Source organism: Microbacterium pseudoresistens, from assembly GCF_013409745.1.
Classification (GTDB): Bacteria; Actinomycetota; Actinomycetes; order Actinomycetales; family Microbacteriaceae; genus Microbacterium; species Microbacterium pseudoresistens.
Genome location: NZ_JACCBH010000001.1, coordinates 2,504,136 through 2,527,644 on the forward strand (window position 1 = coordinate 2,504,136; position 23,509 = coordinate 2,527,644).

A 23,509-nucleotide genomic window follows, 5' to 3' on the forward strand; every position below is an offset into this window, starting at 1 on the left:
CGTAGACTTCGGGGGTGACCGTTCCCTCTCCGTACGACTCCCGGCTCCGTACGATCCCGGTCACCCGCGGAGAGGTGCCGGTGCTCGGCGGCTCGACCGCCTACTGGACGTACGGGCCGGAGGATGCGTCGCACACCATCGTCGCCGTGCACGGCTTCCGCGGCGAGCATCACGGTCTCGAGCCGGTCGTCGCCTACCTGCCCGGCATCCGGGTGATCATGCCCGACCTCCCTGGATTCGGCGAGACGGCGCCGCTGCCCGGCCACACGCACGACCTCGCCGCGTACGCCGCGTGGCTCACGGAGTTCGTCACGGCCGTCGCGCCCGGCGCCGTGATCCTCGGGCACTCCTTCGGCTCTATCGTGACAGCCGCGGCCGTCGCCGATGGACTTCCGACGCCACGACTGATCCTCATCAACCCCATCGGCGCGCCCGCGCTGGAGGGCCCTAAGGGAGTGATGACCCGGCTCGCGGTCCTCTACTACGCTCTGGGGGCGCGCCTGCCCGAGACGTGGGGAACGGCGCTGCTGCGACATCCCGCCATCGTGCGCGTCATGAGCGAGACGATGGCCAAGACGCGCGACCGGGATCTGCGCCGTTTCGTGCACGCGCAGCACGACGAGTACTTCTCGCGCTTCACCGATCGCTCCACGTTGCGCGACGCGTTCCTCACCAGCGTGTCGCACGACGTTCGCGACTCCGCTCCGCGGATCGCGGTGCCGACCCTGATCGTGGCGGCCCAGCGCGATGACATCACCCCCATCGAGGAGGTCCGGAAACTGGCCGACATGTTCGCCGACGCCGAACTCGTGGAGATCGCGCAGGTGGGGCATCTGATCCACTACGAGACCCCCGCGGAGGCGGCCGGCGCCATCCGACGCTTCCTCAGCCCTCCCGGCGGGCAAGTCCCATGAGTCCCGCGACCCGGAACGGGATCACCTCGCCCATCGCGAGGGAGGTCTCGGTGCGCTCGACCCCCTCGATGGAGAGGATGCGAGCGTCCGTGTCGAACAGGTGGCGCGCATCACGGCAGGCGACCCGCGCGAGGATATCGACCGATCCGCTCAGGCCGTGCGCCTGCACGACCTCGGGCACGCGGGCGAGCTCGGAGATGATGCGGGGCAACTCGGTCTGGCGGAGGCCGATGTTCACGAACGCCTGCAATGGGAATCCGAGCACCGCGGGGGAGAAGGCCCGCTCATAGGGCAGGAACACGCCGGTCTGCTCCAGACGCGTCATGCGCGCCTGGACTGTGTTGCGGGAGAGTCCGAGCTTCTCCGCCAGGGCGACGACGGTCGCGCGGGGCTCCGAGGCGAGAGCGTCAAGGAGGTCCAGATCGGTGCGATCGAGTGCTGACATAGTGCCAAACCGTACCAGGCAACCCGAGTGCTCTGTTTGGCAACATGCTCAAGGCGTCCTGAAATGCTTGAGCCAGATGCTCGCCAGACGTAGCCTCTGAGCAACGGCAACGACGCCCGGTCTCCTCACGAGGGAGGCCGCTCAGAAGGAGGACGATGATGTCACCGAGCATCACCCCGATCGCCGACACCGAGGCGGATCTCGCACTCGTCGAACAGGTTCTCGCGCCCGACGGCACCCGTCGGGCGAACACGATTCTGGACCCGTTCCTCCGCGACGTCGACAGCGCGCAGATGCTGGCGCTGTACCGGGACATGGCCGTCGTCCGCCGCATCGACGCCGAGGGCGTGGCATTGCAGCGCCAGGGCCAGCTGGGCCTCTGGGCGCCGTGCCAGGGCCAGGAGGCCGCGCAGATCGGCACGGCGCGCGCCCTGCGCCCGAATGACATGATCTTCCCGAGCTACCGCGAGACGGGCGTGATGTACACCCGCAACGCCGCTCCCGGCGACTTCGTGCGCATGTGGCGCGGTGAGGAAGGGGCCGCCTACGACCCGTCGGTCACGCACATGGCGCCGTTGCAGATCATCATCGGCGCGCAGACGCTGCACGCCGTCGGCTACGCGCTCGGCATCCTGCACGAGCACGCCGACGAGACGGCCGTGACCTATTTCGGCGACGGCGCGACGAGCCAGGGCGACGTCAACGAGGCGATGATCTTCGCCTCGTCGTACCGCGCCCCCGTCGTCTTCGTGTGCCAGAACAATCACTGGGCGATCTCGGAGCCCGTGACCGTGCAGTCGCAGTACCCGATCGCCGGACGCGCACCCGGGTTCGGCATCCCGAGTCTGCGCGTGGACGGCAACGACGTGCTCGCGTGCTTCGCCGCGATGCGGTGGGCGCTCGAGCACACCCGCTCGGGCAACGGTCCGGTGTTCATCGAAGCCGTCACCTACCGGATGGGCCCGCACACCACGGCCGACGATCCCACCCGCTACCGCGATGCAGACGAGCTCGAGGCGTGGCGGGCACGGGATCCGCTCACCCGCATGGAGGCGCTGCTGCGCCGCGACGGCGTGCTCGACGACGCCGTGGCGGAGGAGATCCACGGAGCCGCTGACGTCGCTGCACGCGATCTGCGGGCGGCGTGCCTGGGTATGACGACGCGCGAGCCACTGGCCGTGTTCGACGGCGTGTATGCCGCGCCGCACTCGGGGCTCGACGAGCAGAAGGCGGCGTATGCGCAGTACCTCGCCTCATTCGAGGGGGCCTGAGATGACGGAGCTGACCCTGGGCAAGGCGCTCGGCGCGGGACTACGCCGCGCGATGGAGGACGACGAGAAGATCGTGCTGCTGGGCGAGGACATCGGCCGACTCGGCGGAGTCTTCCGCATCACCGACGGGTTGCTCGACACGTTCGGCGCCGCCCGCGTCATCGACACACCTCTGGCGGAGTCGGGCATCGTGGGAACCGCCGTAGGGCTGGCGATGCGCGGATACCGGCCGGTCGTCGAGATCCAGTTCGATGGATTCGTCTACCCCGCGTTCGACCAGATCGTCTCGCAGGTCGCGAAACTCCACTACCGCACGCAGGGCGCGGTGAAGATGCCGATCACCATCCGCATCCCCTGGGCCGGCGGCATCGGCGCCGCCGAGCACCACTCGGAGTCGCCCGAGGCGTACTTCGTGCACACGGCGGGGCTGCGCGTCGTGGCCGTGTCGAACCCGCAGGACGCGTACGTGTGCCTGCGCCAGGCGATCGCCAGTGACGATCCGGTGATCTTCTTCGAGCCGAAGCGCCTCTATCACTCCAAGGGCGAGGTCGACCTCGACGCCTCGCTCGCCGACGCCCCACCGATGGGGCTCGCTCGCGTGGCCAGGCAGGGCACCGACGCCACGATCGTCACCTACGGCGCGATGGTGGGCACCGCGATGGATGCCGCCGAGGCCGCCGAGGACGAGGGCCGTTCCCTGGAGGTCATCGATCTGCGCTCGCTCTCGCCCATCGACTACGACACGGTGTGCGCCTCGGTGCGGCGCACGGGCCGGGTGGTCGTGGCGCACGAGGCCTCGCGCGAGGCGGGAGTCGCGGCCGAAGTGATCGCGAGCATCACGGAGAAGTGCTTCACGTGGCTGGAAGCGGCGCCGCTGCGCGTTACCGGGCACGACATCCCCTACCCGCCCGCCAAGCTCGAGAGGCATCATCTGCCCGACCTGGATCGCATCCTCGATGCGGTCGACCGCGTCATGGACGAGCCTCGCAGCATGACAGGAGCAGAGCGATGAAGCAGGAGTTCCGCCTTCCCGATCTGGGCGAGGGGCTGGCCGAGGCCGACATCGTGCAGTGGCTCGTCGCCGAGGGCGACGAGGTCGAGCTCAACCAGACCCTCGCCGAGGTCGAGACGGCCAAGGCCGTGGTGGAACTGCCTTCGCCGTTCGACGGCACGGTAGCCGTGCTGCACGCCGCCGCGGGCGACACGGTCGAGGTGGGCGCGCCGCTGATCGACTTCGACGTGGCAGGAGACGAGCCCGAGCCCCGGGCCGTGGCGGCGCAGGCGACGATGGTCGATGCGGAGGAGGCGGGGGAGGACGATGCGGCCCAGCCGAACCTCGTCGGCTACGGCGCCGCTCCGCGCGGAAGGAACCGGCCGGCGCGTCGCGCCCGCCGCGTGAACAGTGCGCCGCACACCTCGGACACGAGCGTGTTGGAGGCCGCGCCGCACGATGCGGTCGTCACCGCCGAACCCGTGCTCACGGGGCAGGAGCGACCCCGCTCGACCCCGCCCGTGCGTGCGTACGCCAAGTCGCTCGGCGTCGACCTCGCCCTCGTGGCGGCGGAACTCGGCGACAGGGTGATCACGCGCACCGACGTCGACGACTACCGCGAGCGCGTCGGCGTGCGCGAATCCGATACGATCTCGCGCGAGTCGCGGCCCGATCCGTCGTTGCGGTCGCACACCGGTTCCGACGCGCGCCCGACGGTGCGTATCCCCGTGCGGGGAGTGCGCAAGCACACCGCCGAGGCCATGGTGCGAAGCGCCTTCTCGGCGCCTCACGTCACCACCTTCCACACCGTCGACGTCACGGCGACGATGGAGCTCGTCGCGTCGCTGCGCGCGGACAAGCGGATCGTCGACGCACGCGACGGCTCGCCGCTGCGGATCGGGGTGCTCGCGATCGTGGCCAAGGCCGTGTGCCTGGCGCTTCCCGCCTACCCGGGCCTGAACTCCACGTGGGACGAGGAGTCGGGCGAGATCGTGCAGAACGGCTTCGTCGACCTGGGCATCGCGGCCGCCACCGACCGCGGGCTGATCGTGCCCGTGCTCCGTGACGCGCAGCGTCTCTCGCTCACCGGTCTCGCCGAGCAGCTGGGCGATTTGACCGCGACGGCGCGATCGGGCAAGACGGCCCCGGCGGATCTCCTGGGCGGGAACTTCTCGCTGACCAACATCGGCGTCTTCGGCGTCGAGGCGGGAACTCCGATCCTTCCCCCTGGTCAGACCGGCATCCTCGCCACGGGTGCCGTGCGGAAGACGCCGTGGGAGCATGAGGGGCAGATCGCGTTGCGCGACGTCATGACACTGAGTCTGTCGTTCGACCACCGCATCGTGGACGGCGCCGAGGGTGCGCAGTTCCTCAGAGCCGTGGCCGACGTGCTGCAGGAGCCGGGCAGGGCGATGCTCCTCGGCTGAGCTGACGACGCCGTCGTACCGGCCAGGATGGCTCAGCGACGCAGGCCCATGCGGCGGCGGGTGAGTCCGCGCTCGCGCAGGATGAACGCGGTGCCCAGCACCCACAGCGGGATCTGCGTGGCGAACGCCCCGCGGAACGCATCCAGGCTGTAGTGCTCGGGGGAGCCGGCGCCCTGCACGTCGAGCGCGAGGCCGATGAGGAGGATTGCGAGCAGCGCCGCGAAGAAGCCGCCCCCGTTGACGATCCCCGTCGCCGTGCTCAGGCGGTGCTGCGGGTTGTGCACCCGGGCGTGGTCGAAGGCCACCATCGAGGCGGGGCCGCCTGTGGCGAGTGCGACGGCGAGGATCACGAGCATCCAGAACGGCGCCGGGCCAGGCCACAGCAGCACGATCATCCAGGCGGCAGCCTGCACGGCGATGGTCGGCAGCACGAGGAGGAACGAGCGACGCAAGGGGTGCCGGGACGACAGCACCCCGATCACGGGGCCGAAGATCATGCCGCAGATGACGAAGATCGTCGTGATGAGCGAGGCCTGAGCCGTGGTCAGCCCTTGGCCGACGGTGAGGAACGGGATGCCCCAGAGCATGACGAACGCCGTTCCTGCGAACGGCGTCGTGAAGTGCGACCAGAAGCCGAGTCGTGTTCCGGGATGCGCGAGAGCCTCGCGCAGTGAGACGCGCAGATCGGCGCGAGAGACGACCACCCGGATCGCGCCGGTATCGGTGTCGACCGAGACATCGCGCCCGGTCTCGGGCGGATGGTTGCGGATCACGCCGAAGACGAGCACGGCGAACAGGGCGCCCAGGCCCGCGAGACTCGAGAACGCCACGCTCCAGGACGTCGCGTGCAGCAACGCCGCCATCGGCATGAGGGAGAGCAGCTGGCCGGTCTGACCGACGATCCCGGTCAGCTGCGCCATGAGCGGTGCGCGTTGCGCGGGGAACCACGTCGCGACGACGCGGAGCACGCCGGGGAAGATCGCCGCATCGCCCGCGCCCAGCACCATGCGTGCGATGATCGCCACGCCGACGCTGGGAGCGAAGGCCATGATGAGCTGTCCGGCGGTCATCAGCAGCATGCCCGCGACCATGATCGGGCGCGAGCCGAAACGGTCGAGCAGGATGCCGACGGGGATCTGCACGAGGCCGTAGACGGCGAGCTGCAACACCGCGAAGAGCGAGAGCGTGGAGGCGTCGGCGTGGAAGACATGCGCGGCGTCGACGCCGACGGCGGCGAGCGAGGTGCGATTGGCGACCGAGACGACGTACGCGGCGACGCCGACCGACCAGATGGTCCAGATCCGCCAGGCGGAGGCTGCGGTCACGGACGATCTCCTCAGGGCTCAGCGGCCAGTCTACGGCCGCGACCGAGCCGTACGCACGAGGGCGGGGCGATGTCAGGGCGCGAGGAGCGCGGCCCGCGACATCGACTCCAGTGTCCGGATGGTGCCCGCCGACGAGCGTTCCGAGGCGCGCGTGCTGTGCGGGGTGGAGTTGAGCAGGCCGAAGCAGGCCTGTACGCGCAGGCGCAATGACGACGCATCGGCGTCGACGATGTCGCCGAGGGTGCGGATCCACAGGTCGATGTAGGTGCGCTGAAGTGCGCGCACGCGGGCTCGATCCTCATCGCGCAGGTGCGCGACATCGCGATCCTGCACGCGGATGACGTCGGGGTCTCGCACGGCGAAAGACACGTGGAAGCGGATGAGCGCATCCATCTTCGCGTCGGCGTCCGGCGGCGACTCGCTCACCTCCAGGCCCCCGGCGACGAGGTCTTCGCTCACGCCGATGAGCAGTGCGCCGAGGATGCCCTGCTTGCCGTCGAAATGGCGGTAGACGGCGGGCCCGCTCACGCCGGCGGCCGCGCCGATCTCTTCGATGCTCGCCGCGGCGAACCCTTTGGCGGCGAAGAGTCGGGAGGCCGCGCGCAGCAGTGCGTCGTGGCGGTCGAGCTTGGCCTGTTCGCGGGCGGTGTTTGCCATCTCAGTTAATCCTCGCTAACCTGATTGCATCAGTTAATGAAGACTAACCGGTTACGGCGCCTCGTGTCAGTGCGTCGGCGTGCGTCGAGGAGGATGGCCCATGGCCGAAGCGTCCACCCAGCGCGAGCTGGCAGAGGCTCTGCGCACGAGGCTCGCCGACGTGGCCAAGGGCGGCACGGACGCCGCGCGCGAACGTCACCTCTCCCGGGGAAAGCTGCTGCCGAGGGATCGAGTGCGCCGCGTGCTCGACGAGGGCAGCCCGTTCCTCGAGATCGCCCCGCTCGCGGCGGAGGGGATGTACGGGGGAGAGGCGCCCGCGGCAGGGGTCATCGCCGGGATCGGGCTCGTGCACGGCCGCGCCGTGATGGTCGTCTGCAACGACGCCACGGTCAAGGGCGGCACCTACTTCCCGATGACGGTCAAGAAGCACCTGCGCGCGCAGGAGATCGCCTGGGAGAACCGGCTGCCGTGCCTGTACCTCGTCGATTCCGGCGGTGCGTACCTTCCGATGCAGGACGAGGTCTTCCCCGACCGCGACCATTTCGGGCGCATCTTCTTCAACCAGGCGCGGATGTCGGCCGCCCGCATCCCGCAGATCGCCGCCGTGCTGGGCTCCTGCACGGCGGGCGGCGCCTACGTGCCGGCGATGAGCGACGAGACGGTGATCGTGCGCGGCCAGGGCACCATCTTCCTCGGCGGTCCTCCGCTGGTGAAGGCGGCGATCGGCGAGGTCGTCACGGCGGAGGAGCTGGGCGGGGGAGAGTTGCACGCGAAGACCTCGGGTGTCGTCGATCATCTCGCCGAAGACGACGAGCACGCGCTGGAGATCGTCCGCGACATCGTGGCGACACTGCCACCTCCCGCCGAACCCGCCTGGCGGGTGATCGACACGGTCGCGCCGGCGGAGACGTCGAGCCTGTACGACGTCGTGCCCGTCGACGTCAACGCACCCTACGACGTGCACGCGGTACTCGATCGGCTCGTCGATGCCGACACCTTCGCGCCCTTCAAACCCGAGTACGGCGACACGCTCGTCACCGGCTTCGCGCGCCTGCACGGGCACCCGATCGGGATCGTCGCGAACAACGGGGTGCTGTTCTCGGAGTCGGCGCAGAAGGGCGCGCACTTCATCGAGCTGTGCGATCAGCGCGGCATCCCGCTGCTGTTCCTGCAGAACATCACGGGCTTCATGGTCGGACGCGATGCCGAGGCGGGCGGCATCGCCAAGGACGGCGCGAAGATGGTCACCGCTGTGGCCACCACGCGCGTGCCCAAGCTCACCGTCATCATCGGCGGATCCTTCGGCGCAGGCAACTACTCGATGTGCGGCCGCGCGTACTCACCGCGGTTCCTGTGGAGCTGGCCGGCCAGCCGGATCTCGGTGATGGGCGGCGCACAGGCGGCTTCGGTGCTCGCCACGGTGAAGGACGACCAGCTCGCCGCCCGCGGTGAGGGCTGGGATGCCGAAGAGCGCCGCGCCTTCGAAGAGCCGATCCGTGCCCAGTACGACGAGCGTGGAGAGCCCTATTACGCGACCGCACGCCTGTGGGACGACGGCATCGTCGATCCCGACCAGACCCGCGACCTGCTCGGCCTCGCCCTCGACGTCGTCTCCCGCGTGCCCCTGCCCGATTCGCGCTTCGGCCTCTTCCGGATGTGATCGCATGACCGACACCGCTACGCCCACGCCAGGGACGGCCCTGTTCCGCACGGTGCTCATCGCCAACCGCGGTGAGATCGCCCGCCGTGTGATCCGCACGCTGCGCGCACTGGGCATCCGCAGCGTCGCCGTCTACTCCGACGCCGATGCGGATGCGCCGCACGTGCGTGAGGCCGACGAGGCCGTCCGGATCGGCCCGGCGGCAGCCACGCAGTCGTACCTCGACATCGACGCGGTGATCAGGGCCGCGCGCTCTCGCGGCGCCGAGGCGATTCATCCCGGCTACGGCTTCCTCTCGGAGAACCCTGCACTGGGCCGGGCCTGCGCCGAGGCGGGCCTCGTGTTCATCGGTCCGGGAGAGCGTGCGCTCGAGGTCATGGCCGACAAGATCAGGGCGCGCGAGCACGTGGCGGCCCATGGCGTTCCCGTCGTGCCCGGCTTCTCCGCGGCAGGGCTGGACGACGACGAGATCGCGGTGAAAGCCGCCGAGGCGGGATTCCCCCTGCTCGTCAAGCCGTCGGCGGGCGGCGGCGGCAAGGGCATGCAGGTGGTGCGCGATGCCGCAGAACTGGTGGATGCGCTGGCGACAGCCCGCCGCGTGGCGGCCGCGAGCTTCGGCGACGACACCCTGCTTCTGGAGCGCCTCATCGAGCGTCCACGGCACATCGAGGTGCAGGTGCTCGGTGATGCGCACGGCACCGTCGTGCATCTGGGCGAGCGCGAGTGCACCCTTCAACGCCGGCACCAGAAGGTGATCGAGGAGGCGCCGTCGCCGATCGTCGACGCCGTGCTCCGCGATCGGCTGGGGGCCGCCGCGGTCGCGGCCGCGGAATCCGTGGACTACCAGGGCGCCGGCACGATCGAGTTCCTGGTCTCCGCCGAGCGGCCCGACGAGTTCTTCTTCATCGAGATGAACACACGTCTGCAGGTGGAGCATCCGGTCACGGAGCTGGTCACGGGCGTCGACCTCGTCGAACAGCAGGTGCGGATCGCCGCCGGTCTGCCCCTCGAGCTCGGCGAGGTGCGGATGCACGGGCACGCGATCGAGGCGCGCGTGTACGCCGAGACGCCGGCGCAGGGCTTCCTCCCCGCGACAGGCGACGTGCTGCTCTGGGCGCCCTCGGCGGCCGTGCGCGTGGACTCGGCCATCGAGACCGGCAGCGTCGTCGGGGCGGACTACGACCCGATGATCGCCAAGATCATCGCCTTCGCCGACGACCGCGACGCCGCACTCGAGCGATTGGATGCCGCGCTGGCCGAGACGACGCTGTTCGGTGTGGAGTCGAACATCGCCTATCTGCGCGACCTGCTCGCCGATCCGGATGTCGTGGCAGGACGCCTGGACACCGGACTCATCGACCGGCGGGGGAGTTTCGTCGAACCCGATCCGTCGGACGCCGCACTCGGGGCCGCAGCCGCCGCCGCGCACGCCGCCCAAGGTGATTCTCGCGCCGCCGATCACGGTGCGTCGCCCGTGTGGCGGGCGCTTGAAGGGTGGCGCCTGGGCCTCGATCCGGAACCGGCAGAGGTGCTGTTCTCGGTGGCCGACGGCGTCGAGCACGTCCGCGTGGCCGAGCCCGATCGGAGCACCCACGCATGCGCGGGTCCCGACGGACGCGTGTGGGTGCATGCCGAGGGGAGGACCTCGGTACTCCAGCCGCTCACCCGGCGGGCGGCGGCGGAACGGCTTCGCGCGGGCCGTGAGCGCGCCGCCGGACACCTCGATCCCGCGCTGCGGGCACCCATGCCCGGCGCGGTCATCGCGGTGCACGTCGCCGACGGCGACGAGGTGCACGCGGGCGACCGGATCCTCTCGGTGGAGGCGATGAAGATGGAGCACCCCGTGCTGGCCACGCACGACGGTGTCGTGCGACTGCGGGTGGTCGTGGGCGACCAGGTGCGGCGCGACCAGATCGTCGCGCGCATCGACGACGAATCTCAGAAGGAGACGTGACATGACGGATTCGCACAGCGTCGATCTGACCGACGACGAGCGCGAGCTCGCGGGGATGGTGCGGGAGTTCGCCGACACCGTCGTCGCACCACAGGCCTACGAGGCCGACCGCACCCACACCTTCCCCCTCGACGTCATGGCGCAGATGGGTGAGCTCGGACTGTTCGGGCTGCCGTTCCCCGAGGAGTACGGCGGCCAGGGCGGCGACTACTTCGCCCTCTGCCTCGCGATCGAGGCCCTCGGCCGCGTCGATCAGTCGATGGCGATCACGCTGGAGGCCGGCGTGAGCCTGGGCGCTATGCCCATCTTCCGCTTCGGCACCGAGGAGCAGAAGCAGGAGCTGCTGCCCGACCTGCTGGCCGGGCGCGCCCTCGCCGGGTTCGGGCTGACCGAGCCGGAGGCCGGCAGCGACGCCGGTGCCACGCGCACCACCGCGCGGCTCGAGGGCGACGAGTGGGTGATCGACGGCGCCAAGCAGTTCATCACCAACTCCGGCACCGAGATCAGCCGGTTCGTCACCGTCACCGCCGTGACCGGGCAGTCCGAGCGCGACGGTCACATGCGCAAGGAGATCTCGACGATCATCGTCCCGCACGGCACGCCCGGCTTCACCGTGCAGCCCGCCTACGACAAGGTCGGCTGGCATGCCTCCGACACGCATCCTCTCACCTTCGACGGCGTGCGGGTTCCCCGCTCGAACCTCGTAGGCGAGAGGGGGAGCGGCTTCAAGAACTTCCTCAGCATCCTCGACGAGGGGCGCATCGCGATCGCGGCCCTCGCCACGGGCGCCGCGGAAGGATGCCTCGAAGCGGCGGTCGACTACGCCAAGAGCCGCACGGTGTTCGGCACCGCCCTCAGCACCCGCCAGAACGCGCAGTTCACCCTGGCGCGGATGAGCGCGCGGGTGCACACGGCGCGCCTGGCCTGGCATCATGCGGCGCGTCTGCGCGACGCCGGACAGTCCTTCGCGGAGGCGGCGGCGATCGCCAAGCTCGTCTCGGGTGAGGCGGCGATGGACAACGCCCGCGATGCGACGCAGATCTTCGGGGGTAACGGCTTCATGAACGAGTACCCGGTCGCACGCCATTACCGCGACTCGAAGATCCTCGAGATCGGCGAGGGCACGACAGAGGTGCAGCTGCTCGTGATCGCCCGAGCCCTCGGCGTGGTCGGATAGCGTGACCCCATGACCGACATCGTCCAGCGCGGGCTGTATTACGAAGAGTTCGAGATCGGTGCCCGCTATCTGCATCGCCCCGGGCGCACGGCCACCGAGGCCGACAACGTGCTGTTCACGACGCTGACCATGAACACCCAGGCACTGCATCTGGATGCCGCTTTCGCCGCGACGCAGGAGCCGTTCGGGCAGCGCCTGATGAACTCGATGTGGACGCTGTCGACCATGGTCGGCGCGTCGGTCGCGCAGCTCACGCAGGGCACGCTCGTGGCGCAGCTGGGGCTCGGCGACATCGCCTTCCCGCATCCGCTCTTCGCGGGCGACACCCTGTACACCGAGAGCGTGATCACCGACAAGCGCCTCTCTTCCTCCCGCCCCGGGCAGGGCATCTGCTCGATCGCGCACACCGGGCGCAACCAGGACGACGTCGTCGTGGCGCGCGCCACCCGCACGGTACTCGTGCATCGGCTTACGGAGGATGACGGATCATGAGTGAGACCGGCGTGCAGTTCACGATGGGCCCGGCGCTGCTGTTCTGCCCCGCGGACCGGCCGGAGCGGTACGAGAAGGCGCTCGCGCGGGCCGACGCCGTGATCCTCGATCTCGAGGACGCTGTCGCCCCCGCCGACAAGGACGCCGCTCGCCGGGCCCTGGTCGATTCCGCCGCGACCCTGGATCCGACGCGGGTGATCGTACGGGTGAACGCCGCCGATACCGAGCACTTCACCGCCGACCTCGCCGCCGTTCGCGCCACGCCGTTTCGCACGGCCATGCTCGCGAAAGCGGAGGACCCTGACCCGTTCGACATGCTGCCCGACGGCGTGGCGGGAATCGCCCTCTGCGAGACGGCCCGCGGCATCGTCGCCGCCGAGCGGATCGCCGCCCACCCCCGGGTCCGGGCGCTGTTCTGGGGCGCGGAAGACCTCGTCGCCTCACTAGGGGGAACATCCAGCCGCCGCCTGGACGGCAGCTACCGCGATGTCGCGCGACAGGCCAGGGCACGCGTGCTGCTCGCCGCAGGCGCGCACGGCAAGGCAGCCATCGACTCCGTGCACCTCGACATCGCCGATCTCGATGGATTGGCCGAAGAGGCGGCAGACGCGGTCGCGAGCGGATTCGCCGCGACCGCCTGCATCCATCCAGGGCAGGTCGAGACGATCCGTGCCGCCTATCTACCGGATGCCGATGCCGTGCGCGAGGCGCGGGCGCTGCTGGATGCAGCATCTGGCGAACGCGGGGTGTTCCGATTCGAGGGGCGCATGATCGACGAGCCGGTGCTCCGCCATGCGCGCTCCGTGCTCGCCCGAGCGGAGGCCTGACGCCACCTGAGTCGACCGCACGCGTCAGGCCGGGACGGTCTCGAGCAGCCGCAGGTCGCCGCGCTCGGCGACGAACCGGTGCACCGATCCGTTGTGCAGAACATCGCCCTCGCGCGGCAGCGCACCGCTGGACGCGTGCATGAGCAGCGCGCGGATCACACCGCCATGAGTCACGACGACGATCGATTCCGCCGCGGGGCTGGATCGGCGCCGGGAGGCGTGCGCGATGCGATCGAGAGAGTTCAGGGCCCGGTCTCGCACCTGATCGAGCGTCTCGGCACCGGGGACTTCGGACTGCCATCCGCCGTACTGCGTGAGGTAGTCGTCGACGAGCATGCCCTCGGCCTCGCCGAACTCGCGCTCGCGCAGGCCCCGGGTGAGGGACGGGGCGGCGAGCCGGAGGTGCGCGGCGATGATGCTGCCGGTCTCCGTCGCCCGCACGAGCGGACTTGCGTACACATGGTGATGACGCCGGCTCTCGAGGGCCCGCGCAGCGGCGAGCGCATCGGCGCGGCCGGTCTCGTTGAGAGGGATGTCGGTGGCGCCCTGGATCCGGCGTGCGAGGTTCCAGTCGGTCTGGCCGTGGCGGACGAGGGTGATGTGGGTCACGAGAGGAACTCCTGAAGTGCGGGAAGGACGTCGCCGGTGCGACCGGCGACGGTGGCGGTGGCCCACGCATCTGCGCGGGTGGGTTCGAGGTTGACGACGACGAGGGGCAGGCCGCGTCGACGGGCGCGTTCGATGATGCGGATGCCGGAGTTCACGACGAGAGACGACCCGGCGACGAGCAGAGCGTCGCATGAGGCGAGGAGCGATTCGGCGAGGCGGAACCGTCCGGCGGGGACGAACTCGCCGAAAAAGACGACGTCCGGCTTCAGCATGCCGTCGCACACCGTGCACACGGGCAGCACGAAGCCCGCCGTCGTCTCGGGGGAGACGTCGCCGTCGGGATTGAGCACGATGTTCTCGGGCCTGGTGAGCCACGGGTTGTGCTCATCGATCTGCGCGGCAACGGCGCCCCGGGAGAACACCTGCCCGCAGCGCAGGCACAGCACGGTGCGCATGGTGCCGTGCAGCTCCACCACGCGGGAGGATCCGGCGCGGAGGTGCAGTCCGTCGACGTTCTGGGTGATCACGCCGCCGGAGACGCCCGTGCGCTCCATCTCGAAGAGGGCACGGTGCCCTTCGTTCGGCTGGGCGGCCGTGAAGGTGCGCCAGCCCAGGTGTCCGCCCGCCCAGTAGCGCCGCCGCGCCTCGTCGGAGGCGAGGAATGTCTGCACCGTCATGGGCGTGCGGGTCGCGGGCGCGCCGACACCGCGATACGCGGGGATGCCGGAGTCGGTCGAGATGCCCGCGCCGGTGAGCACCGCGATCCGTCGACCGCGGAGCACGTCGGCCGCGCGCGACACGTCGGCGGCGGGGAGGACATCGCCATCGTGGGGCGCGGCGGGCGCCTGCGCTGATGGTGTGCTCACTCGATTCCCCCTGCCCTCGATTCTACGGTCGCGGGCTGACAGCGACGTCGATGACCGCCGCCGCGCGACGGATGCTGGAAGACTGATCCCGTGCTCCTGGAACACATCGACGATGCCGACGACCCGCGCCTGTCCGACTACCGCGACCTCACCGACACCCAGCTGCGGCGTCGGCGCGAACCTGCCGAGGGCCTGTACATCGCCGAATCGGAGAAGGTCATCGCCCGGGCACTGGCCGCCGGTCATCGGCCGCGGTCGATCATGACGCAGCGCCGCTGGCTCGACGGCGTCGCCCAGCTCGTGGGCGACGTTCCGGTGCCCATCTATCTCGTCCCCGATGCTGTCGCCGAGGGCGTGACCGGATACGCCGTGCACCGTGGCGCGCTGGCCGCGATGCAGCGCCCGAGCGATGTGCGCGTACCGGATCTCCTCGACGCGATCGACGCACGGGTTTCCGCGGATTCGATGCCCCGACGCATCCGGATCGCCGTGCTCGAAGACGTCATGGACCACACGAATGTCGGCGGCGTGTTCCGCAACGCCGCCGCCCTCGGGGTGGACGCCGTGCTCGTCACGCCGCGCTGCGCGGACCCGCTGTACCGGCGGGCGGTGCGGGTGTCGATGGGCACGGTCTTCCAGTTGCCCTGGACCCGCATCGACGCCTGGCCCGAGGCGCTGGGGCTCTTGGGCACCGCGGGCTTCGTCACCGCCGGACTGACGCTGGTCCCCGGCGCGATCACGCTCGACGACCTCGTGGCCGAGGACCATCGACGTCTGGCGCTCGTGTTCGGCAACGAGGGCGAGGGGATGCGCGCACAGACCGAGCAACGGGTCGATCGGCGGGTGATGATTCCGATGAGGAACGGCGTCGACTCGCTCAACATCGCGGCCTCCGCCGCGGTGACGTTCTACGCGACGCGATGACCGCACGGGCGGCGGTCAGTCGGGAACGTTGACCGGCGACGGGTCGGGCCGCTTGGCCTCGACGTGATCTCCCGAGGACTGATGCCGCAGCCTCCGCAGCACCCACGGCACGAGGTGCGTGCGCGCCCAGACGAGGTCGCCCGCCCGGGCCTCGCGCCAGCTGGTGGGGGCGGGGTCGTCAGGCTGCATCTCCTGCAGATCATTGGGCACGTTGAGCGCGCGCAGCACCATCCGGGCGACTTCGTGGTGGCCGAGTGCGTTCAGGTGCAGCCGGTCGTCGGCGAAGAAGCGCGCATCCTGGATGATCTTCAGACCCCACTGATCGGCGACGATGCAGTCGTGCCGTTCGGCGATGGCGCGGACATTCTCGTTGTAGATCGCGACCTTGCCGCGAAACGGGCGGAACACCGGGGTGAACCCCGTGTCGATCCCGGTGAACAGCACGACGGCGGCACCGGTGCGCGAGAGCCGGGTCACAGCGTCGTCCAGCTGCGCCGCGATGTCGTCGGGATCCGTACCCGGTCGGATGACGTCGTTGCCTCCGGCGCAGATCGAGAGGAGATCGGGCTGCAGGGCGATGGCCGGCTCGATCTGCTCATCGGCGATCTGCGCGATGAGCTTCCCGCGCACGGCGAGGTTCGCATACGCGAAGTCGTCGACCTGCGCAGCAAGGACCTCGGCGACACGATCGGCCCACCCGCGGTTGCCGCCGGGAGCCGACGGCTCGGGATCGCCGATGCCCTCTGTGAACGAATCGCCGACGGCGACGAAGCGCCGCCAGGGGTGCACGTTCTCGTTGGGCACGTACGGCGTCCGCGACGCTTCCGGATCGGTCATCTCGACGCCTCCTGACGCTCGCGGACCGGGGTCTCCGGTCCGCCGCTCCGAGCCTACTCGCGTCACCGGTGGGCGCGTCCGCCGATGTCGAAGGACTCGTCTATCGTGGATGCCGATGCTCTCCCCGTCCTTCCCGCAGCGCGCCCCCTGGGGGACGGCCGACAAGCTCCGCGCCTGGCAGCGCGAAGCGCTGGACGACTACTTCCGCGCCGACAAGCGCGACTACCTCGTCGCCGCCACCCCCGGCGCCGGCAAGACGACGTTCGCTCTCACGCTCGCCGTCGAGTTGATGCGGATGAACGAGGTCGACCGCGTCATCGTCGTCGCGCCCACCGAGCACCTCAAGACGCAGTGGGCCGATGCGGCCGCGCGCGTGCACATCCGCCTCGACCCGCGGTTCCGCAACTCGCACTGGGCGCCGTCGCGCCAGTACCACGGCGTGGTCGTCACCTATGCGCAGGTCGCGGCACGCCCCTCCGTGCACCGGCACCTCACCGAAGACGCGCGCACCTTGGTGATCCTCGACGAAGTGCATCACGGAGGTGACGCGCTCAGCTGGGGGGATGGGATCCGCGACGCCTACGGGCCCGCCCGCAGACGATTGCTGCTGTCGGGCACGCCGTTTCGCAGCGACACGGCGCCGATCCCGTTCGTCGAGTACGTGCCCGACGCCGAAGGGTCGCGCGTATCGCGCACCGATTACGACTACGGCTACGGTCGCGCCCTCGCCGACGGCGTCGTGCGCCCGGTGCTGTTCCACATGTACGCCGGAAAGATGCGCTGGCGCACCAGCGCGGGCGACGAACTGGAGGCTCATCTCGGGCAGGACAACACCAAGGACGTCACAGCACAGGCCTGGCGCACGGCGCTGGATCCGGAAGGCGAGTGGATGCCCGCCGTGCTGTCGGCGGCCGACAGGCGGCTCACCGAGATCCGCCATCACGTGCCCGACGCCGGAGGGCTGGTGATCGCCACCGACCAGACCGTCGCCCGCGCGTACGCGACGATTTTGCGCGAGCTGACGGGGGAGCGGCCGACGGTGGTGCTCTCGGACGAGGCGGCCGCCTCCGGCCGAATCGAGCAGTTCAACGCGGGCACGAGCCGCTGGATGGTCGCGGTGCGCATGGTGTCGGAGGGCGTCGATGTGCCCCGCCTCGCCGTGGGCGTGTACGCGACGTCGTCGTCGACTCCGCTGTTCTTCGCACAGGCGATCGGTCGTTTCGTGCGAGCCAGGCGCCGTGGCGAAGCGGCGAGCGTGTTCCTGCCCAACGTGCCCGTGCTCATGGCCCTCGCCGGTGAGCTGGAGAAGCAGCGCGATCATGCTCTCGGTCGCAGGACGAAGGACGACGAGGGACTCGACGATTCGCTGCTGGACGCGGCCAATCGCGAAGAGGAGGCGTCTGACGCGCTGACGCAGGAGTTCAGCTATCAGGCGATCTCGTCGCTCGCGCACTTCGACCGAGTCGTCTTCGAGGGCAAGGAGTTCGGCCAGCTCGCCGAGCCCGGTACGCCCGAAGAGGAGGAGTTCATCGGCATCCCCGGCCTGCTCGAGCCGGAGCACGTGCACGAGCTGCTCATGCAGCGCCAGTCGCGGCAGACGCGACTGCGCGAGGCGCGGGAGGCCTCGGCGGGGCCCGAGACCACCACGACGCTTCCCGCGCCCCTGCATCGCACCATGAAGGAGCAGCGGCAGCTGCTCAATAGCCTGGTCGGCGTGTACGCGCGACAGACGGGCGAGCCGCACGGCGCGATCCACGCCGAGCTGCGGCGCCTGTGCGGCGGGCCCGCCGTCGCCCAGGCCACGGTCACCCAGCTGCAGTCGCGGATCGATCTGCTCCGCCGCCGCGTCCGCTCCTGACACGGAGTGCGCAGCCCGTGAGGCCGCCACGTGATGCGGGGACCCGAAATGCTGTCAATCCGGGCCAGGAGAGCCTTGCCGGAGCGCCGTCTCAGTAGCGTGGAGGGGTTGCCGACGACCCGGAGGATCCATGTCGACCACGCTCGAGCCCACTGCCGCCGATCGCCGCCGCTGGGCCCGCTACCTCGTCGAGGAGCGCGCCGAGGGACGCGTCTATCGACGCCTCGCCGACCGCAAGCAGGGAGAGGAGCGCGAGATCCTGCTCGAGCTCGCCGAGGCCGAGCATCGTCATGAGCAGCACTGGCTGGGGCTGCTCGGGGGAGAGCCGGCCCGTCTGCCCCGCGCGGGATTGCGCTCTCGGATGCTGGTCGGGATGGCCAAGCGCTTCGGCACGGTGTTCGTGTTCGCCTTGGCGCAGAGCGCTGAGGCGCGCTCACCCTATGACACCGAGGCGTTCGCCACTGCGGCCATGCGCGCCGACGAGAAGATCCACCACGAGGTGGTGCGCGGGCTCGCCGCCCGGGGGCGCCGCAAGCTCTCGGGTTCGTTCCGGGCCGCGGTATTCGGCGCCAACGACGGGCTGGTCAGCAACCTCGCTCTCGTGATGGGGATCGGCGCCACCGGGGTCAGCGCGAGCTTCGTGCTCTTCAGCGGGATCGCGGGTCTGCTCGCCGGTGCGCTGTCGATGGGCGCGGGGGAGTTCGTCTCGGTGCGGTCGCAGCGCGAGCTGCTGGCGGCGACCGAGTCCAATGACGACGTCGCCGCGGCGGCGGGCGACCTCGACATCGACGAGAACGAGCTCGCGCTGGTCTACCGTGCCCGCGGCGTGGAGGCCGATGAGGCGCTGGTGAAGGCGCGCCGCGTCGTCGAGGCCGCCAAGATCGGTGCGCGCAAGCCCTCGACGGGGCCTGTGGCCGCGGGGCGCCACGCCGACCACGACCTCATCGGCAGCGACTGGGGTGCGGCGCTGTCGAGCTTCCTGCTGTTCTCTTCGGGAGCGATCATCCCGGTGCTGCCGTGGATCTTCGGACTGCAGGGTCTCGCGGCCGTGGTGACCGCGCTGGCCATGGTGGGTCTGGCACTGCTCGGCACCGGCGCGATGGTCGGCATCCTCTCCGGAGGACCGCCGCTGTGCCGAGCGCTGCGCCAGCTCGCGATCGGCTTCGGCGCCGCCGCGATCACCTACGCCCTGGGGCTGCTCTTCGGCGTCGGCGTTGTCTGAGCCGCCGCGCCGATCCGGTGCGAGTGCGGTTCGCGTTTCCCGATCAGCGGGTGGGCTCGTCAGGCCACGTGCTTGCGCATCCAGCCCATGGGCTCGATCGGCTGATCGTTGAGGTGAACCTCGAAGTGCAGGCACGACCCGAAGACGTAACCGGTGGAGCCGACATCGCCCAGGTACTGGCCGGCGGTGACGCAGTCGCCTGGCTGCACGGCACGGGTGCCGTAGTTCATGTGCGCATAGAGCGTGCTGATGGCTTCGCCGTCGACGATGCTCTCGAGCTGGATGCTGACGCCATACCCGCTGTAGCTCTCGGACGAAATCGAGACGCATCCGTCCATGGCGGCATAGATCGGCGTGCCGACCGGTGCCGCGAAGTCCTGTCCCAGGTGCGAGCGACCGGGGCGATCCGCACCGAATCCATCGGTGAGGGAGTACGAGCCGGCGCTCAGGGGCATGACCACCTCGTGCGCGACAGGAATGTTGACCGCGGCGGAAAGCGGAAGGCCCGAGGCCAGGGCGACGGAGATCGCCCGTGCACGCTGCTCTTTGAGCTCGTCCTCGGATGTCGCGGAGAAGTCGACGCGAGGTCCGATCTGGGCCCGGATATCATCGCCGGTGTCGTACGACTGTGCGCCGACGACCTCGGAGGCTCCGACAACGGTCGCCTGCGACGCGGAGGTCGCGATGGGCAGTGTCACCCCGGTGATGAGGGCGCCGACGGCGAGCGAGGCGCCGACGGCCTTCACCATGCGTGCCCGGGGAATGCGCGGCCGGGGCTTGGCGAAGGCCGAGGGTGCCGGAGAAGCGGCGGGAAGCGACTGCGTGAGCGGAACGGAGGGGGCGGGGATGCGGGGGGCATCCTGCGAGGTCGTGGCGTTCCGACGTCGGAGATCGCGGCGGAGCTGCGGGCGCTCCGAAGAACCGTGATCGTTCGACGTGGTCGATGCCTGCGCGCGCTCGGGTAGCGCTGAAATGATGGTGATCCTTCCGGGAGAGCACGTCTTCTCCGCGGGAGTAGACACTCGTTCGTTACCGTTCCGTAACCCTAACAATTGCGGCCCATCAAGGTCAAATGGCCCCCGACCTTGAGAGTCAATTCTCAGGTCGGAGGCCATTTTCTCCGTGTGCGCGAGGGGGTGTCTGGTTTCAGGACATCGTTGACAGATGATCGCGCGGATCGTGCTCGTGATCGTTGACACCTGAGTCGGGTCATCGTCGACGCTCTGCCGGTGATGATCGTTGACCGGTGAGTCGGGTCATCGTTGACGGGTGAAACCAAAGAATCTCGTCATCGTCCGCGCCGTCACCGATCAAGGCCTGACCCATGCTGAAGCCGCTGCGCGCTTCGGGGTGACCCGCCAATGGGTACACACCCTCGTGCACCGTTACGAAGCCGAAGGCCCGGACGGACTCGCGCCACGCTCTCGGGCCCCGAAGAACCGGCCCGGCACCACCCCGCCCGCAATCCGCGACCGGATCGTCCAACTACGCAGCGACCTGACCCACTCCGGAGCCGACGCCGGGCCGGTCACGATCGCCTGGTACCTCGAGCAGGAAGGCCACCGATCACCATCCACGTCCACGATCCGCAGGATCCTGCACGACGCCGGCCTCATCGTCCCCGCACCCCACAAACGCCCCCGCAGCTCTTACATCCGATTCCAAGCCGATCTGCCCAACGAATGCTGGCAAGCCGACATCACACACTGGTTCCTCGCCAACGGCACCCGCGTCGAGATCCTCGACTTCCTCGACGACCACGCCCGCTACCTGCTCGACATCCGGCCCGCGGCGGCGTTCACAGGCCCGATGGTCGTCACCGCGATGACCGAGCTGATCGCCCGCTACGGGCCGCCGTATTCGACTCTCACCGACAACGGCCTCGTGTTCACCACCCGCCTGGCCCGCTTCAAAGGCGCCCGTGGCGGATTCGAGAAACTCCTCACCGCGCACCGCATCACTCAGAAAAACGGCCGCCCCGGTCACCCGCAAACCCAGGGGAAGATCGAACGCTTCCACCGGACACTCAAACGCTGGCTCACCGCACGCCCACTGCCCGACACGATCGAAGACCTCGCCGCCCGGCTCGCACAGTTCCAGACCTGGTACAACACCGCCCGCCCCCACAGAGCGCTCGCAGGCCGCACCCCCGAGCAGGCCTACACCGCGCTCCCGAAAGCCACCCCGACCACGACCACCGACACGACCGAATGGCGCTCCCGCACCGACACCGTCGACCAGCACGGGAAAGTCACCCTCCGCTACGCCGGCCAGATCCGCCACCTCGGCATCGGCCGCGCTCACTCAGGCACCCCGGTGCTCCTACTCACCCACAACCGCGACGTCACCGTCAGCAGCATGAACACCGGAGAAATCATCGCCGAGTTCACCATCGACCCCGACAAGAACTACCAGGCCAAGAACCCGTGACCCCCACCGTCAACGATGACCCGACTCACCAACCCCGCGTCACACGTCAACACCCCACACAACAAAAAAGCCCTGAGCCGCGACCAGTTCGTAAACTATGTCGCGACTCAGGACAAGTGTGCGCGAGGGGGGACTTGAACCCCCACGCCCTATTCGGGCACTAGCACCTCAAGCTAGCGCGTCTACCTATTCCGCCACCCGCGCAGGTGATGAAGAAGTCGTTGCCGACCGAGGAACGAGACTAGCACGTTCCCGGACGTCGATCGAACCGCCGCAGAGATCGGGTGCGTCTTCCGTTGGGTACGCTGGGCCCATGGCCGCCTCCGACGATGAACTGCCCGAGGTCGCACGAATCGCAGCGGATCTCATCCGCATCGACACCTCCAATTTCGGCGGCGGAGACGCGCGCGGCGAGCGCGAGGCCGCCGAATACGTGGGCGCCTATCTCGCGGGCCTCGGACTGGACTGCGTCTACTACGAGCCCATCGAACGCCGCACGAACGTCATGGCACGCGTACCGGGTCGCGATGCGTCCAAGCCGGCGCTCGTCGTGCACGGGCATCTCGACGTCGTGCCGGCCATGGCCGAGGAGTGGAGCGTCGATCCCTTCGCCGGGGTAATTAAAGACGGCATGCTGTGGGGCCGCGGCGCCGTGGACATGAAGAACATGGACGCGATGATCCTCACCTCTGTGGCCGACCTGCTGCGGGCGGGGGAGCAGCCCGAGCGTGATCTCGTGCTCGCGTTCTTCGCCGACGAGGAGAATGGGGGCGTCGAGGGCTCTGCCCTCGTCGTGCGCGAGCATCCCGAGTGGTTCGACGGGGCGACCGAGGCGATCAGCGAGGTCGGCGGATACTCGATCCCGATCGCGGGGAAGCGCGCGTACCTGCTGCAGGTGGGTGAGAAGGCGCTGCTGTGGATCCGTCTCGTGGCGCACGGGCGCGCCGGGCACGGCAGCCGTCTGCATCCCGAGAATGCCGTCACCCGGCTCGCCGAGGCCGTTGCCGCGCTGGGGCGCACGCAGTGGCCGGTGCGCCTCACCGACACCACGCGCGCACTGCTGAGCGGACTTGCCGATCTCAGCGGGATCGACGCCGACGATCCGGATGCGCTGGCCTCGGCGGCGGGCCCCGCCGAGGCGTTCCTGCGCTCCACGTTCCGCACCACGACGAACCCCACGCTGCTGTCAGCCGGCTATAAGCACAACGTGATCCCGGCCCGGGCGGAGGCGCTCATCGATGTGCGGGTGCTCCCGGGCGCCGAGGACGACGTGCTCGCGCAGATCCAGCAGATCGTCGGTGACGACATCGAGATCGAGATGGTGGTGCGCGACATCGGCATGGAGACGCCGTTCACGGGCGACCTCGTCGAGGCGATGGTCGGCTCTCTCGCACGGCACGACCCGGGCGTTCCCGTCATCCCGTACCTGCTCGGGGCCGGCACCGACAACAAGGCGCTGTCCACGCTCGGCATCACGGGTTACGGCTTCGCCCCGCTGCGGCTGCCCGACGACCTCGACTTCACCGGGATGTTCCACGGTGTCGATGAGCGTGTTCCCGTAGACTCGCTGGTCTTCGGGCAGCGGGTGCTGACCGACCTTCTCCGGACGTACTGACCCTTCCG

General features: G+C 69.6%; 21 protein-coding genes and 1 tRNA gene. 14 read left to right on the forward strand and 8 right to left on the reverse strand.

Going from position 1 to position 23,509, the window contains the following annotated elements; translation table 11 throughout:
- Positions 1 to 14 precede the first annotated feature (14 nt).
- Complete coding sequence (locus BKA02_RS12315; RefSeq protein WP_179434444.1) at positions 15 to 914, forward strand: alpha/beta fold hydrolase; 900 nt, start codon at positions 15 to 17, stop codon at positions 912 to 914.
- Here the strand turns inward: BKA02_RS12315 and BKA02_RS12320 are convergent.
- Positions 886 to 1,359, reverse strand: a complete 474-nt coding sequence (locus tag BKA02_RS12320) for an Lrp/AsnC family transcriptional regulator (RefSeq protein WP_179434446.1) — start codon at positions 1,357 to 1,359, stop codon at positions 886 to 888. The two genes, BKA02_RS12315 and BKA02_RS12320, sit on opposite strands and share 29 nt — an antisense overlap.
- Positions 1,360 to 1,517: 158 nt before the next feature.
- Here BKA02_RS12320 and pdhA point away from each other — a divergent pair, with 158 nt between their 5' ends.
- From pdhA to BKA02_RS12335, 3 genes are read left to right on the forward strand one after another with little or no spacing between them, the layout of a single operon-like run.
- Complete coding sequence (gene pdhA / locus BKA02_RS12325; RefSeq protein WP_179435468.1) at positions 1,518 to 2,630, forward strand: pyruvate dehydrogenase (acetyl-transferring) E1 component subunit alpha; 1,113 nt, start codon at positions 1,518 to 1,520, stop codon at positions 2,628 to 2,630.
- Between the two features lies 1 nt (position 2,631).
- Positions 2,632 to 3,642 (forward strand): alpha-ketoacid dehydrogenase subunit beta, encoded by a 1,011-nt coding sequence (locus tag BKA02_RS12330; protein WP_179434448.1) that lies wholly within the window; start codon positions 2,632 to 2,634, stop codon positions 3,640 to 3,642.
- A complete protein-coding gene (locus tag BKA02_RS12335) occupies positions 3,639 to 5,048 on the forward strand; it encodes a dihydrolipoamide acetyltransferase family protein (protein WP_179434450.1) in 1,410 nt (469 codons plus the stop codon). Before BKA02_RS12330 ends, BKA02_RS12335 begins: the two co-directional genes overlap by 4 nt.
- Positions 5,049 to 5,080: 32 nt before the next feature.
- Here BKA02_RS12335 and BKA02_RS12340 read toward each other — a convergent pair whose 3' ends face one another.
- Positions 5,081 to 6,373: an MFS transporter gene (locus tag BKA02_RS12340; RefSeq protein WP_343045407.1), complete on the reverse strand. Its 1,293-nt coding sequence runs from the start codon at positions 6,371 to 6,373 to the stop codon at positions 5,081 to 5,083.
- Between the two features lie 72 nt (positions 6,374 to 6,445).
- Complete coding sequence (locus BKA02_RS12345) at positions 6,446 to 7,030, reverse strand: TetR/AcrR family transcriptional regulator (RefSeq protein ID WP_179434452.1); 585 nt, start codon at positions 7,028 to 7,030, stop codon at positions 6,446 to 6,448.
- A 100-nt stretch (positions 7,031 to 7,130) separates the two neighbouring features.
- Between BKA02_RS12345 and BKA02_RS12350 the strand changes: the two genes are divergently transcribed.
- From BKA02_RS12350 to BKA02_RS12370, 5 genes are read left to right on the forward strand one after another with little or no spacing between them, the layout of a single operon-like run.
- Positions 7,131 to 8,690, forward strand: coding sequence for a carboxyl transferase domain-containing protein (locus tag BKA02_RS12350; protein WP_179434454.1), 1,560 nt, complete (start codon positions 7,131 to 7,133; stop codon positions 8,688 to 8,690).
- A 4-nt stretch (positions 8,691 to 8,694) separates the two neighbouring features.
- Positions 8,695 to 10,644 (forward strand): acetyl/propionyl/methylcrotonyl-CoA carboxylase subunit alpha, encoded by a 1,950-nt coding sequence (locus tag BKA02_RS12355; protein WP_179434456.1) that lies wholly within the window; start codon positions 8,695 to 8,697, stop codon positions 10,642 to 10,644.
- 1 nt (position 10,645) lies between these two features.
- A complete protein-coding gene (locus BKA02_RS12360; RefSeq protein WP_179434457.1) occupies positions 10,646 to 11,821 on the forward strand; it encodes an acyl-CoA dehydrogenase family protein in 1,176 nt (391 codons plus the stop codon).
- A gap of 9 nt (positions 11,822 to 11,830) precedes the next feature.
- On the forward strand, positions 11,831 to 12,313 hold the full coding sequence (locus BKA02_RS12365) for a MaoC family dehydratase (RefSeq protein ID WP_179434458.1): 483 nt from the start codon (positions 11,831 to 11,833) through the stop codon (positions 12,311 to 12,313).
- Positions 12,310 to 13,140, forward strand: a complete 831-nt coding sequence (locus BKA02_RS12370; protein WP_179434459.1) for an HpcH/HpaI aldolase/citrate lyase family protein — start codon at positions 12,310 to 12,312, stop codon at positions 13,138 to 13,140. The genes BKA02_RS12365 and BKA02_RS12370 overlap by 4 nt, the downstream gene beginning before the upstream one ends.
- 24 nt (positions 13,141 to 13,164) lie before the next feature.
- Here the strand turns inward: BKA02_RS12370 and BKA02_RS12375 are convergent, their stop codons facing one another.
- On the reverse strand, positions 13,165 to 13,749 hold the full coding sequence (locus BKA02_RS12375) for a histidine phosphatase family protein (protein ID WP_179434460.1): 585 nt from the start codon (positions 13,747 to 13,749) through the stop codon (positions 13,165 to 13,167).
- Positions 13,746 to 14,615, reverse strand: a complete 870-nt coding sequence (locus BKA02_RS12380) for a Sir2 family NAD-dependent protein deacetylase (protein WP_179434461.1) — start codon at positions 14,613 to 14,615, stop codon at positions 13,746 to 13,748. The genes BKA02_RS12375 and BKA02_RS12380 overlap by 4 nt, the downstream gene beginning before the upstream one ends.
- A gap of 90 nt (positions 14,616 to 14,705) precedes the next feature.
- Here BKA02_RS12380 and BKA02_RS12385 point away from each other — a divergent pair, with 90 nt between their 5' ends.
- On the forward strand, positions 14,706 to 15,539 hold the full coding sequence (locus tag BKA02_RS12385) for a TrmH family RNA methyltransferase (RefSeq protein WP_179434462.1): 834 nt from the start codon (positions 14,706 to 14,708) through the stop codon (positions 15,537 to 15,539).
- Positions 15,540 to 15,554: 15 nt separating this feature from the next.
- Here BKA02_RS12385 and BKA02_RS12390 read toward each other — a convergent pair whose 3' ends face one another.
- On the reverse strand, positions 15,555 to 16,376 hold the full coding sequence (locus tag BKA02_RS12390; RefSeq protein WP_179434463.1) for an SGNH/GDSL hydrolase family protein: 822 nt from the start codon (positions 16,374 to 16,376) through the stop codon (positions 15,555 to 15,557).
- A 115-nt stretch (positions 16,377 to 16,491) separates the two neighbouring features.
- On the opposite strand from BKA02_RS12390, the gene BKA02_RS12395 reads away from it, so the two are divergent.
- Both BKA02_RS12395 and BKA02_RS12400 read left to right on the forward strand, forming a co-directional pair.
- Entirely contained in the window at positions 16,492 to 18,234 is a 1,743-nt protein-coding gene (locus BKA02_RS12395; protein ID WP_179435470.1) for a DEAD/DEAH box helicase, read from the forward strand.
- 130 nt (positions 18,235 to 18,364) lie between these two features.
- Positions 18,365 to 19,456 (forward strand): VIT1/CCC1 transporter family protein, encoded by a 1,092-nt coding sequence (locus tag BKA02_RS12400; protein ID WP_179434464.1) that lies wholly within the window; start codon positions 18,365 to 18,367, stop codon positions 19,454 to 19,456.
- 59 nt (positions 19,457 to 19,515) lie between these two features.
- Here the strand turns inward: BKA02_RS12400 and BKA02_RS12405 are convergent, their stop codons facing one another.
- A complete protein-coding gene (locus BKA02_RS12405; protein ID WP_179434466.1) occupies positions 19,516 to 20,205 on the reverse strand; it encodes a M23 family metallopeptidase in 690 nt (229 codons plus the stop codon).
- A gap of 520 nt (positions 20,206 to 20,725) precedes the next feature.
- On the opposite strand from BKA02_RS12405, the gene BKA02_RS12410 reads away from it, so the two are divergent.
- A complete protein-coding gene (locus BKA02_RS12410; protein WP_370467900.1) occupies positions 20,726 to 21,886 on the forward strand; it encodes an IS481 family transposase in 1,161 nt (386 codons plus the stop codon).
- A gap of 119 nt (positions 21,887 to 22,005) precedes the next feature.
- Here BKA02_RS12410 and BKA02_RS12415 read toward each other — a convergent pair.
- A tRNA-Leu gene (locus BKA02_RS12415) sits at positions 22,006 to 22,090 on the reverse strand.
- Positions 22,091 to 22,199: 109 nt separating this feature from the next.
- Here BKA02_RS12415 and BKA02_RS12420 point away from each other — a divergent pair.
- The gene (locus BKA02_RS12420; protein WP_179434468.1) at positions 22,200 to 23,501 is read left to right on the forward strand and encodes a M20/M25/M40 family metallo-hydrolase; all 1,302 of its coding nucleotides are present in this window, start codon (positions 22,200 to 22,202) and stop codon (positions 23,499 to 23,501) included.
- Positions 23,502 to 23,509 lie beyond the last annotated feature (8 nt).